This window comes from Lactiplantibacillus dongliensis (assembly GCF_005405105.1).
In the GTDB taxonomy this organism is placed as follows: Bacteria; Bacillota; Bacilli; order Lactobacillales; family Lactobacillaceae; genus Lactiplantibacillus; species Lactiplantibacillus dongliensis.
In genome coordinates, this window is the sequence record NZ_BJDK01000023.1 from 40308 (window position 1) to 54794 (window position 14487).

At 45.2% G+C, this 14487-nt stretch carries 6 protein-coding genes; 4 read left to right on the plus strand and 2 right to left on the minus strand.

The window, feature by feature from the left end; all coding sequences use genetic code 11:
- The first annotated feature begins 92 nt into the window (after positions 1-92).
- From FFM80_RS09660 to FFM80_RS09675, 4 genes are all read left to right on the plus strand, one after another.
- Positions 93-1277 (plus strand): MFS transporter, encoded by a 1185-nt coding sequence (locus FFM80_RS09660; protein ID WP_223877332.1) that lies wholly within the window; start codon positions 93-95, stop codon positions 1275-1277.
- Between the two features lie 385 nt (positions 1278-1662).
- Positions 1663-4647: a mucin-binding protein gene (locus tag FFM80_RS09665; RefSeq protein WP_137640596.1), complete on the plus strand. Its 2985-nt coding sequence runs from the start codon at positions 1663-1665 to the stop codon at positions 4645-4647.
- A 385-nt stretch (positions 4648-5032) separates the two neighbouring features.
- Complete coding sequence (locus FFM80_RS09670; RefSeq protein ID WP_137640597.1) at positions 5033-8056, plus strand: mucin-binding protein; 3024 nt, start codon at positions 5033-5035, stop codon at positions 8054-8056.
- Between the two features lie 367 nt (positions 8057-8423).
- The gene (locus FFM80_RS09675; protein WP_137640598.1) at positions 8424-11516 is read left to right on the plus strand and encodes a mucin-binding protein; all 3093 of its coding nucleotides are present in this window, start codon (positions 8424-8426) and stop codon (positions 11514-11516) included.
- Between the two features lie 66 nt (positions 11517-11582).
- Here FFM80_RS09675 and FFM80_RS09680 read toward each other — a convergent pair whose 3' ends face one another.
- Positions 11583-12704, minus strand: a complete 1122-nt coding sequence (locus FFM80_RS09680; RefSeq protein ID WP_137640599.1) for a hypothetical protein — start codon at positions 12702-12704, stop codon at positions 11583-11585.
- A gap of 78 nt (positions 12705-12782) precedes the next feature.
- Positions 12783-14111: an MATE family efflux transporter gene (locus FFM80_RS09685; RefSeq protein WP_137640600.1), complete on the minus strand. Its 1329-nt coding sequence runs from the start codon at positions 14109-14111 to the stop codon at positions 12783-12785.
- Positions 14112-14487 lie beyond the last annotated feature (376 nt).

Below are 14487 nucleotides of genomic sequence, written 5' to 3' on the forward strand. Positions count from 1 at the left end.
TAGCCCCCATGGTAATCTTGTGACACCTTTTAAAGGTAAAAAAGACCTAAACCATTGAGTTAGGATTTAGGAATCATGGGGGAAGATTTATTTTGGGAACAACAGAAGTAAAGGGCAATAAGCTCTTGCTGTTAATCGGGACGGCCTGGCTATTTGATGCCTTAGACGTCGCGCTATTGTCATTTATTATGCCGGCCATCAAGACGAGTTGGCACTTATCAGCGAGCACCTTGGGGGTTGTGAGCTCGGTAACGTCACTTGGGATGTTTTTCGGGGCCATTATCTTTGGCCATTTAGCCGATAAGATTGGGCGTAAGCCGATCATGCTGGTGACATTGCTATTATTTTCCGGCGGTAACTTACTGTTAGCGTTAACGCCGAATGTTGAATTATTCATTTTAGTGCGTTTTATTACCGGGTTAGGACTCGGGGGCGAACTGCCGGTGGCAACGACGATTATTGCCGATCACTTTAAAGGTAAGCAACGGTCGCGGATGCTGGTCTTAGTAGATAGCTTTTGGGCGTTTGGCTGGATTTTAGCGGCCGTCTTAGCTTTTTCAGTGATGACGTATATCGGTTGGCGGGTCACGGTGTTAATTACGGCTTTAATGGGTCTCTATGTCATCTTGATTCGCCGACACCTACCAGAAACCCATACTGCCGAAGCCGCAAAGTACAGCTTTAAAGAAGCTTGGACACAAGTCTGGTCGTCGCAATATTGGCGGACGACTTTAGCGTTAGGCATTCTCTGGTTTGTGATTATGTTCGTTTATTATGGGATGTTCTTATGGTTGCCGACCGTTCTCGCAACGCGTGGCTTCCCGTTAGTTAAAAGCTACGGTTACACGGTGTTGATGAGTATCGCACAGTTACCTGGGTATTATTTGGCTGCTTGGTTAGTGGGCCGGGTATCGCGCAAGTTGGTCTTGTCGATCTACTTGTTAGGGACGATGGCTAGCGCGGCGGTCTTTGGCCTGGCAACATCGAATATGATGATTCTAGTGAGTGGGGCTTGGTTGTCCTTCTTCACACTGGGGGCGTGGGGGATTATGATTGCCTTTACGCCAAGTCACTATGCCTTAGCTGTTCGCGGGATGGGGATTGGCGTGACTCAGTCGATTGGCCGAGTGGGCGCAATCGGCGGACCCTATCTGGTGGGGATGCTCATTAGTATTGGGTTCTCGATTCCGGCCGTGTTTGGGGTCTTTGTCGGCGCCTTGGTCTTAGGTATTTTAGTGTTATTATTTGGATTAAAAGATCACGTTGATCGTGACTAATGATTAGTTAAAGCGTCATCAGCTGTTAGTGCTGGTGGCGTTTTTTTATGATGATTTTTAAAATTGGTCTAGTTAGATGGTGTCTTAGTTAAATTACTGAACAAAAAGCTTTTCGGCCAGTATTAATGATCGTAATACTGACAGTGGTAAGGCTTGTTTTTAATTAAAACTGGTCATCAGTAATGATGCAATGGCTTTTAGCTGATTTAAGCTGAAAGTTAAAGTGGTTGATTAATTTGGACTGACATTAGTATTAATTATAGTTAACAATCACAATAGTTTCTCTATTGAATTAATTCTATTCTGGATTTATGATGACTATATAAATAAAACGATTATTCAATTAATAATAAAAGGTGTTTGTGTGATCAAAGGGGAACCAAAGATGACTAATCCAGAATCGAGTAAAACGCGTTTTAAATTGTATAAGCATAAGAAACTTTGGCTGGTAATGGGGATGACAACGACGATGCTGGCATTAGGGACTTTGCCAGCAACAATGGCGCAGGCGGATACTGCAACAACGACCGGTGAAATGACTACGGTTACGCCAGCGAAGACGAGTGCATCAGCGACAGCCGCAACTTTGAGTGGGGCGACAAAGGCTAGTCCCGTTACGTCGACGGCCTCAGTGGCGACAAGTGGTGATCGGGTTGCTAACTCTGATCAAAGTGCCGCTAGCGGCGCGGCTAACTCAACCGTCGACAATAATGGGAGCGCGAGTGGTTCTGAAAGCAGTCAAGTGAATTCAAGTACTGGTAGTACCGCACCGAGTGCCGCTAGTGCGGGGACTGAATCGGGGATGGCTAAGTCGGTTACTAGTCAAGCATCATCCGCCGCTACTTCAACGAGTACTAGCGTGGCGTCAACAGCGGTCCGTCAAAGTAGCGAACCGCGAATGATGCGAGTTGCGTCGCCAGCTGCTTTAATTAAAACGGCCGCTACCACTATGCCTAGTGATGATACCGTCGTCACGATTGCGGATACCAATCTAAGTAACGCGGTTAAACAAGGACTTAATTTGGCAACGACTGATCAGATTACGATTGGTCAGATTAAAAATTATCCCGGTAATACCTTTACGATTGCGACGGGTGTAGATACGCCAATCAAAACGTTGGCCGGTATTGAAAACCTGGAGTATCTGCCGGTAGGGGTACTAATTTATGCAGATCTTCAAATTGACAATGCTGCGGTAGATATTGATTTCACCCCGCTGGCACCGTTAAGATTTATCAGCTTAAGAATTCTATCAGACCATACTAGTCAGATGAACTTATTACCATTAATGGCCATTGACCCAAGTCACTTTACGGTAATGGGGATTGAACCTAATGGGGCTTCCTTTCAAGGCAATCAGTATGCGATGACTAACGAACAATTAGTGCAGCTAGCCCCTTGGCTGACTAAAATAGCCAATAATACTTATGCACGCGAATCCGGTCTTGAACTCAATAACAATTGTATTACGGACTTTTCACCATTAGCGGGGATTACCAAAAAGGGTGCTTATGTTTCTGCGATGGGGCAAGTGGCGATTGTGACTAATAATCCAGTTAATTTGGTTATTGGCCAACCCGCGACTTTTACCGGTGTTACGTTAACCGGTTTGTATGGTGAACCTATTTCCGATTCATACGGTTATTCTTGGAACACCGGTGTAGCGGGTAAGCACCCCATCAGTTCATTAGGTCAAAATCAATATTATATTGATGATGTTCAGCAACTAACACCAGGTTACCCGTTCTTAACGTATGGCCATTTGGGGATACCTTACTCAGATCGCTGGCAGCCAGGTCGATATATTTTCAAGACGTATGCTAACGGTGTCTTGTTGCAGATGGATATCATGGTTTATCAGGTCGCTAACTGGCAAGCTCATCCTAATGTGACCGTTAAGTACGTCGATGCGAATGTTCAGCCAATCGCTGGCTTGGCTGATCAGGTCGTAAATGGTGTTAACATTGGCGATAGCTTTGATTTGAGTCCTTACTTACAAGTGGCTGGTTATCGGGCAGTTGCGACTAGTGGCCCCGTTACTGGGACATTTGGCCAAGACCCGCAAACGTTGTACGTTAAACTGATGCCAACGACGCCAGCTGGTCAAGTAACTGTTAACTATGTCGACACGGATGGTCACGTTTTAGCAACCACTGGGGCCACGTATCCAGATGGTCAGATTGTGGACCTAAGCTATACCACAGTCCAAAAAGTATTCGATGGGTATGTTTTTAAGACGATGGCACCAGATAGTTTGGCTGCGAATGGGACGTTAACGGTCGCTGGTGGTACGGTGACGTATGTTTATACTAAAAACGCCGCTTTGACTGGCAATGCCACCGTCACCTACTATGATGATACAACTGGTCAAATCTTGATAAACGACAGTTTAACTGGTGATCAAGGGACCGTTGCGACTTACACGACTGCAACGAAAATTGCCAATTACTTGCAAGCAGGGTATAAGCTGGTTAATGATGATGTGCCGGCAAGCGGAATTATTTATGGGGCAACTCCAGTAACTTATACAGTTCGCTTGAATCATAAACTAACAACCATTACGGCTAGCGAGGCGTTACAAAAACAAGTCGTGCAAACGATTCAGTATCGGTATGCTGATGGGACGATGGCCGCGCCTGATAAAGTAACTGCTATTCGGTTTACTCGTACTGGTACGCGTGATGCCGTAACCAGCAAGGTGGTTTATACGGATTGGCAAAATAGCGACCGCCAGACGAGCTTTATAGCTCAGGTTTCACCAGTGATTGTCAATTATACAGCTGATCAATTAGTGATTGTTGCAGTTCCAGTTACGGCTTTGAGTACCGATATGATAACGACAGTTACTTATACGGTTAATCCAGTTAAACCAGTTGATCCAGATACTGGTAATACTGAAGCACCGACTAGCCCAGGTACTGATGATGCCAATCATACTGGTGAGATTGTAGCACCAACTGTTCCGAACACGGATAGTCAAAATGATGAGATTGCAACTGCTGATACTAATGAAGCTGATGTTGGCGATACAATTAAGAGTGTGACACCACCAATTATTGATGAACCAATTGATGTTGATAGTGGTCAGGCCGATATGATTCATAAAGGTGACACAAGGGTACCAGCCACTGAACCCCAGCAAGCTGCTGGTGAGAGAGTGACTGCTAAAGCCCAATTAGTTAAGTTAGCCACTGATAAGTCGGTTAATCAACCGACCTCAGATTTAAAGCCGGTTTCAAGTCCTAAATTTGATAAATCAGCATTACCTCAAACCAATGATAACCAGCAGCAAGCAACGGGCTGGTTAGGATTAGGAACATTGATTATGGCTTTATTAACAGCAGTTGGGTTTAAACAACGGAAAAATTAAACTTTAGATTGGAAGCCTCAAACTTGGATTGGTTTGAGGCTTTTTTCGCGTTAATTCAAAATTGGTCTAGGTTGATTAATGAGTAACGTGAATTCCGATAGAAAAAAGTTTTGACCTAGTATTAGCGATTGTAATACTGGTAGTGGTTCGGCTATATTTGGGCAAAAATGGTTGATAGGTAGTGACGTTAAGGCTTTTGAACGATTTATCAAAAAAGTTAAAGTGGTCAATGAATTTAAACCGATATTAGTATTGATTATGGTTAATGATTGCAATAGTTTCCCTGTTGAATTAATTCATTTTTGGATTTATGATAAGAATATAAATAAAAAATAATTAATTTTTATGATAAAAAATCGTCGGGATCACCAAGGGGGATACTAAAATGGCTAATCAAGAATTGACAAAAACGCGGGTTAAAATGTATAAACACAAGAAGCTATGGATGGTCATGGGTGTCACCTCGACGATGTTAGCACTTGGAACCATCGCAGCAACACCAGCACAAGCGGCAACTGACGATGTAGGTCAAAACAGTGTCACAACGTCCACTAGTGCAGGGACGTCGGCCGGTTCGGCGGCTTTGAGCAACGCTGAAGTTACACCGGCGAGTGCTGAACCAGGCACGTCAGCGACAAGCGGTGATGGTTCGACTAATTCTGGTCAAAGCGCAACCAGTGGTGAACCAGCATCCGCAACTAGTGAAGCTGGTTCTGAAGGCAGTCAGGTTGGGTCGAGTGTCGGTAGTAATGCTGCTTCAGTCGCTAGTGATGGGGTAAAGGCAACACCTTCTGCTAGTGATGCTAAATCAGTAGCAAGTCAGGCAACGACAAGTACTGCACCAACTAATGTCAGTCCGGCGCCGGCAAACCAAGTCAAAAGTTCGCGGATGGCGGCACCGGCAGTGACGACTAAAGCCGCTGATACGACCACGCCAGATGATACGGTCGTGACGATTGCGGATGCCAACTTGAGTAATGCGATTAAAAAAGCCTTATTTGTAAATACTAGCAAAACGTTGACGGTTGGTGATATTCGTCATTACGATAGCAGTCAGCATGGGCGGTTAACCGTTAATACTGATGCGACGCCGGTGACTACGCTCGCAGGGATTGAAAGTCTTAATTATCTGACAAGCGGGCCAATTAGTTTGACCATTCGAATCGCAACGAGTGCGACTGTAAGTATGGATTTAAGTCCGTTAGCAGCTTTGAATTTGTATCAATTAACCATTGAATCGACTTACCTAGGTTACGTTAATCTCAAGCCATTAACTGCAATTGATACGGATAACTTGTGGTATGTCGATATCAATCCTAATGAGTCACCTTATCAAGGACATCAATATGGGATGACGAATGCCCAATTAAAAGAATTGAGTGGCTGGCTAACTGCTATGGGAAATAATAAATTATCAGGTAACTATATTGGGTTAAACGGCAACTGCTTGACTGACTTTTCATCGTTAGCGGGTATTAATAAGTCTGGGGTCTTTATTGCGGCTGGTGGTCAGGTCGTCATGAAAACTAATGAGACACCGGTTAATGTGGTCACTGGTCAATCGGCAGTCTTTACCGGGATGACGATTACTGGTGTTCAGGGTGAAACGATTAACGATGCGTTTGGCTATACGTTCAATACGGCTGATGGCACGGAACAACGGTTAACTAATTTAGGCAATAATCAGTATCAGATTGATGATATTCAACCAATCAGTGGTTTTGATGGGTATATCGTTTATGGTAACTTAGGTATTCCACACTCTGATAAATGGGAACCTGGTCGCTATGTAGATGTCACTTATAGCAATGGGGTATCATTCCGGACCGATATGCGGATTTTTCAACCAGCTAATTTTCAGTCAGTGTCAACAGTTACCGTTAAATATGTGGACACTAAAGGCCAATCGATTACTGGCTTGCCTGATCAAGTTGTGAGTGGAACAAAAATCGGGGATAGCTTTGATTTAAGTCAATACATGCACGTTGCAAATTATGTGGCCTTGGCAACTAATGGCCCCATTCAAGGGACATTCAGTCAGAATCCACAAATCTTGTATATCATGATGATTCCTAATACGCCTGCTGGCCAAGTTAACGTCGCTTATGTTGATAATGATGGTAACGTCTTAGCTACGGATACGGCAACTTATCCAAATGGTCAAATCGTGGACTTAACTTATCAGACGACGCAAAAGGCGTTTGATGGCTATACGTTTAAAGGCATGGCTGAGGGCAGTTTGACAGCTAATGGGCGTTTAACTGTGGCTGGTGGTACGGTGACTTATGTTTATACGAAGAATGTCGTGTTGACTGGCGATGCAACGGTGACTTACGTTGATGATACGACCGGTCAGACTTTGGCAACGGATGTCTTAACTGGTGACCAAGGCACGACTGCAGATTATACAACGGCCAATAAAGTGGCTAGTTATTTGAAAGCTGGCTATGACTTAGTTAATGATGGGGTACCAACTGATGGGATTATTTATGGCGAAGAACCCGTGACCTATAGTGTTCATTTGGCGCATCACGTGACTGCAATTACTGATAAAGATGCGTTGCAAAAAACGATTACGCAAACCATTCACTATGTTTATAGCGATGGGACGACCGCGGCCGCTGAGAAAGTGGCGACGATTCAGTTCACGCGGACCGGCACAACGGATGCCGTTACCGGGGTAAGCACGTATACTGCTTGGGTCACTGAACAACCAACTGGCTTTGTTGCACAAGCATCACCAGTAATTACCGATTACACGGCTGATCAGTTGGTTGTTGCCGCAGTGCCAGTAACGGCTGCTAGTGCTGACACAGTGACGACTGTGATTTATACGGCTAACCCCGTCAAGCCAACTGATCCCGATACTGGTAATAATGGTGGCGGAACCACGACACCAACGGCCCCGGATACGGATAATGACGGTGGTGGGACGACCACGACAACCAGTCCGGATACCGATAATAACGGTGGCAGTACCACGACACCAACCACACCCGATACTGATGATAATGGTGTGGGCGACACGATTAATGTGGTAGCCCCTGAGGTTACGGCACCAGCCGATGTTGATAGTGGTCAAGCCGACCATATCCAAGTGGCACCAGTTAAAAAAGGAACGTCGTCAGCCAAGCCAACTGAGACGAAGTTGGCACCAGCTGATGATACTGTAAAAGTTGTCCCACAAGCATTAGGAACAACCAATGCTGCAGTCAAGCCCCAAGTTGTCAAAACAGCGACTAATGTTAAGGCAACTACTGATTCAAAGCCAACCACTAGTGCTTCTATGGCAAGAACCGGGCTACCACAAACCGGTGATGCACAACGCCCAACTACAGCTTGGCTAGGATTAGGGCTCTTGTTAAGCACTTTGTTAACGGCTGTTGGTTTTAAATCTCGGCAGCATTAAACTATCATCGAAAAAAAACGCTGATTTAGTGCGAGAAATCGCATTGAATCAGCGTTTTTTATGTGAGTGAACAAATTAATTTACGGTCAGTATTAAGTTTGGTAATAATGCGAGGTTGATTGGCTCGCAAACGCTCAATCAACGGTATTCGTTACTGTGAAACCGATTACGGCCAGATTTTAAATTAGTTAATTGGGTCAATCTATTTAAAGTAACATTACTATAATTTATGGTTGATAATAGGCATTGTTAGCCTATTGAACTATCAGTAGAACGGTTCTATGATAAGAGTATAAAATTAATTATTAAAGGTGATTTAATTATTCATATAGACGGCTAGTAACCATCAGCTTAGGGGGATACACAAATGTTAACAACTCAAAGAACTAAAGAACACGTTAAGATGTATAAGCATAAGAAGTTATGGATGATTATGGGGATCACAACGGCGGTGATGGTGATGTCAACCACACAATTAACCGTGGCCAGTGCGAATACGAACCAGCAGGCTCCAACGGCGACTCAAGTCAGCAGTGCTGCCAGTTCATCGACTAGTCAGGCCTCAACTAGTGCCGCACCTAGCGCAACTAGCAGTGTGACCAGTGAAAGTAAAGTTAGTGGTCAATCAGCGGCGAGTGCGTCAGCTAGTGCTGGGTCTTCAGCCAGTTCGAGTGTGAGTCAAGCACCAACCAGTGTGACTAGTGGTACTTCAGCGGCGAGTGACGTTGCTAATAGCGCCACGAGTGCCGGTAATTCAGCTGCCAGCAATGCCAGTGCGGGTTCGGTAAGCTCACAAGGATCACAAGTTAAACAGGCGCAATCAGTTGCCAGTCAAGCACGAGGCAGAATGGCGCGCAGTATGGTTAGCACGGGAACAACGACCACGACGACCACAACTACGGATGAGACAAATCCAGATGCGAAAACGCCTGATCCAGCAACTGTAGTGACGATTCCTGATGCTAATTTAAGAGCCATTATGAAAAAGGTATTTAATGTTGCTGACAATGACGAGCTGACTATTGGCACTATTGAAAAGTATCGTGGCAGCTTAAGCATTGAGACGACCTCACCTTACGTCAATAATAATCCTAATATTGCTGACACCACGATTGAAAGCTTAGCCGGAATTGAGAGTTTGCAATACCTAGCACCTTCAGTTGGGCTAACGGTACGGGTGGCCGCTGCTGATACTACAGCTGGAATTAATATTGATTTATCGCCACTGGCTAAGTTGCGGATGCAACGCTTGGAGTTATACTTGCCATATCCTGCCAAAACAAACTTAGATCCATTGAAAGCCATCGATGGTAGTGCAATCTATAACTTTGGCCTGTCACCAAGTATCGGGCAGTATCAAGGGCATCAATATGGGATGACTAATGCCCAATTAGCGTCACTGGGTCCTTGGTTAACCGCCATTGGGAATAATGGTCATTCCCCTTACATTGGGATCGATAATAACGCCTTGTCCGACTTTTCACCATTGGCCGGAATCACTGGCAATGCTTTTATTGCGGCGGAAGGCCAAATGATTATTAACCGAAACAACACCTTGAATCTAGTAAATGGTCAACCAGTAACGTTTACGGGTATCACGTTAACCGGACTTAAAGGAGAAACAATTAATGATGCGTTTAGGTGGAGCTTTAATACGAATGGGGCTGGACAACAAAGAATAACGTCTTTAGGCAATAATCAGTATCAAATTGACAATGTCCAACAATATCCGACCGTTAAAACATTCTTGATTTATGGCAATATTGGCTATGTTTATTCGGATTACGATTATCCGACCCCGCATGGTGACTTTGTGGAAGTAAAATATCCTGATGGGACAACTTTGATTACTGATATGCAAGTCTATCAAAGTGCCCATTTCCAAGATCATCCTAACGTTACCGTCAAATACGTTGATCAAAACGTCAAACCAATTGCGGCATTGCCTGATCGAGTCGTCAATGGGGTTAATCTCGGTGATACTTATGATTTAAGCAGCTATATGAACGTGCCTGGTTACAAGGTGATTGCTCGGACAGCGCCGTTGACGGGGACTTATACGTTGGACCCACAATATCTGTACTTGATGGCCGTGCCGGATGTGCCAGCTGGTGCCGTGACTGTCAATTATGTGGATACGGACGGCCAAGTTTTAGGAACAACGGCAGCCACTTATCCGCGTGGTCAACTAGTAGATTTGACGTATACTACGACACAAAAAGCGTTTGATGGTTACACGTTTAGTCAAATGGGCACTGATAGCTTAGCCGCTAACGGAACTTTGACGGCAGCGGGTGGTACGGTCACTTATGTCTATACGAAGAACCCAGTTTTGATGGGCCAAGTTACCGTGAACTATGTTGACGATACGAACGCCACAACCTTAAAAACGGTAACCTTAACTGGTGAACAGGGGAGTGCCGTGACTGATGATGCCGCGACGACCATCGCGGACTACCTGGCGGCGGGCTACGAATTAGGCCAAAATGACTTGCCAACGACGGCCTTCAATTATACCGATACGGCTCAAACATATACGGTCCATTTTAAGCATCAGTTGACCGCGATGACGACTGCTAGTGACTTGCAAAAAGCCGTTACGCGGACGATTCATTATGTTTATGCAAACGGTAAAACGGCGGCGGCTGACCAAGTAGCTACGGTTAACTTTATGCGGACGGGTCAAGTCGACTTGGTGACTGGTGTGAAGACTTATACCGATTGGGTCGCTGCAAACGGCGTAACGGACTTTGCTGCCCAAGTCGCGCCAACGATTGCTGGCTATACCGCTGATCATTTGACGGTGGCGGCGATGCCGGTTACGGCTGCCAGTGCTGATTTAGAGACAACGGTGACTTATACTGCTAATCCAGTTCAACCGACCAAGCCAACCAAACCAGCTACTAATCCTAACCAGGAGGTCACACCACCAACGAAGCCGGCGACTGATCACAATACCGGCGTGACGACGCCAGCTGAACCGAATACGGATCAGTCTGGTGCGACAATCGATCCAACTAGTCCTGATACTGGCGCTGCGGATGGCATCACGGTGACGACTGACACTAATCAGCCAGTTACGACCACGGCACCAACGGTTGTAGATGATGGTGTTGGCGACACGATTGCGCCGACATCAACCAATGTCAATACTGGTCAACCGGTTAAATTGGCTAGTGCTAAGACAGTTGATTTGGCTCCGGATGGTGATGCTTTGAATGCGGGTGTTAGCCGGACGACAGCTCAGGTATCGCAACCAACGACTAAAGCAGTGATTAAGACGACAACCGTTGTCCCAGTCAAAGCAGCGTTTAAACCGGTCACTAGTTCAAAGATGGCGACCCCGGCGTTACCACAAACTAGTGATGACAATCAACCAGCGACAGCTTGGTTGGGTCTCGGCGTCTTGCTAACTAGTCTATTAACGGCACTAGGATTTAAAGCTCGGAAACAAGATTAGTGATTAAAAAATCCCCAAGATCGATGTGTACTTCACATCCACCTTGGGGATTTTAGTCGGCTAGTTTTAGAAACTGCCGTTAGTCTTTAAAATTTCAGCGCCTTTGTTGACCATTAAGTAACCGGCACCACTGCGATCGAATTGTAAACCTTCGAATTCACGTTGACCAGATAACTTAACGGCTTTCACGTCCTTCGCTTTCAGCTTGCCTAACTTGCTGACAGGAACGGATGAAATGCTGGAGTTGGAAACGAAATACAAGCGATTCTTTTTGGCATTATAAGCGATTGATTGTGATTTCCAACCAGGGTTATGTCGTAAACCTTGCATGATTAAGTGGAACTTAACTGACTTCTTGTTGATCTTACCTTTGTAAATCTTGAGGCTGTTCTTAGGGGCCCAGCCGCCATATGAGTAAGTGTAGAAGTAGGCGTTACCCTTCTTATCAAAGGTCAAGTTTTCACCCATTGCGACAGTCGACTTCAACGTGAAGTTGATCCGTTTGTTGGGCTTCAGGGTCTTGGTGCTGACACGTTGAACGTTAGCTTTGATGTTAGCACTGCCGACGAACCAAAGTTCACCATTCTTAGGATTCAGTGCTAATGATTGTCCATGACCCGCGTTAAAGGTTGGGCCAACTTGCATACAATTCAAGATGGCTTTGTCGGTGGCCGTTAACTGATTGACACTCTTGTCATAGGTTGCCCGCCGTAATGCGGTCATGTTAGTCGTTGAGACGTGATACTTGTTGCGTAAGGTTGCCAAGTCATATTTGACCACACGACCAGTTTGGCTAGCTTTGTTGAGCATGACTAGCGTGTATAACGTCTTACCGTTTTTAGACAAAACTTCACTTTGAGGATTACCCCAATCGCCAGAAGTGGCATAAGTAACGGGTAAGTAGAGGTTCGTCTTGAATGTTAGCTTTTTGACTGTCCCGGCTGTCCGGGTAATGGTGCCAGGTGTGGTTTGATATAAGCCACCGCGGTCATAACCAGGGGCTGATTGATAGCTGTAAGCACCTTGGTAATAATTTTTATTATTAACCGTTTTATATTTTTTGACATTATAATTCGCGAGGGCATGACCCTTTTGATTGTACGTTGCCGCAGAGACCGCGGTAACCGCGCTTAAGCCTAAGACTGTTGCAAAAATGGCAGTACCCAACTGCCGAGACCAATTCTTCATAACAAACATTCCTCCAAAAAGTTTTATCTTACGATATTAATATACCACTAACCGCGAACAAGAAAAATAGTTGTTGGTTTAAATCGTTAACAATGGCTTGAATTTAAATTGATAGATGGCTAAGCCAATTATGAAGGTGATGAGGTCGGCGATTGGTTGTGACCAGACTACGCCTAGATAGCCAGACCAGTTATCTGCTAAGACAATCACGATTAAGAAGATTAAGCCTTGGCGAGAAATCGACATGATGAAGGCGCCAAGTGCTTGACCGGTTGATTGAAAGACGGTCGTAAAGACGAGGATTGCCCCGATAAATGGCGTCGTACTGAGCAAGCTGCGTAATAACAGGCTACCAGCTTTAACAATGGCAGGTTGTGGCATGAACCAGCTAACTAGGGTAGGCGCGACCAGCATGAGCAGACTAGCGAGGATTAGGGCTAAGCCGGCTTCAATAAATAAATCAAACGCAATAATTTTCTTGAGACGGGGGAATTGTTTGGCACCAAAGTTATAGCCGACGAGTGGTTGGACCCCAAACGCAAAGCCGACCATTAATAACATGACGACCATATAGATTTTATTGGCAATTCCGACCGCGGCGACCTGCGTGGTGCCAAAATGAGCCAAGTAGTTATTTAACAAGGCAGTCCCGAAGCTTTGCATGAGATTGGTAATCGAGGCTGGAATTCCAATGACTAGGATGGCACGAATTAAATGACCGCTAATGCGCATTTGATGCCAGTCGACGGTGTTAACTTGACATTGTTTTAAGACGAAATAGACTAAAACGAGATCGGTCAACGCATAGCCGGTAACGGTTGCTAAGGCAGCCCCAGCGGCCCCACCGTGTAATGGAAAGATGAAGATGGGATCGAGGATAATCGTTAGGACGGTGCCGGCAACCGTGGCAATCATGGATTGCTTAGCCAAACCTTCTGTCCGAATTAAATTACTAGGAACCAATGAGAAGATAATAAAAATCGCGCCCCAGGCCATAATGCGATAAAACTGGGCTGCATAAGGATAAGTGGCGGCCGTAGCCCCAAAGAGATGTAGAATCGGCGTCTCGAAGCTTAATAATAGCACAGTGACGACTAGCCCAGTTGCTAGGGCAATATAGGCACAGAAACTACTGACGCGCCGGCTGGTAGTTGTGTGCTTTTGGCCTAATAAGCGCGACATTAAGGCACTGCCACCCAAGCCAAAAATGTCACCCACGGCCAGCATAAATGAAAATAACGGGGTACATAACGCCACTCCGGCGACCAGACTCGTATTCTGGGTTTGTGAGACAAAAAAGGTGTCAGCCAAGTTATAGATCATACTGGCTAACATCCCAAAGACAACGGGTAATGCTAATTGAAAATAAGCCTGTGGAATCGGCTTTTTGACGAATAATTCTTCCATAATACTTGAACTCCCAACTAAAAAGATAACCTGCTTTAAAGTTAAGCTTATCGTGGTGACTTTGCAAGGGGCGAATGGCAGGCTGCTTAACCAAGCTGCTACAGGTTAGGTGGATCAGATGTTCATGATTTTGATAGTGCAAGTCATAGCTCAAAAACAGACTGGGCGGGTTTGATGCCTCAAGTTAGTGGCAATAATTAGGGCTCAGCGACGAATCAAATATTGAGACGGGGACAAAGTAAATCAAGATCAAGTGGGTTAATGATTTTAAACGCTTGCCGACAAAAGTGACGTTAAAGTAGGGTCTGTTCTCAAACTATTTCAATAGAATCATGATAGCGCAGATGTATATGGTGGACAGAAAGCTGGTAGCTAG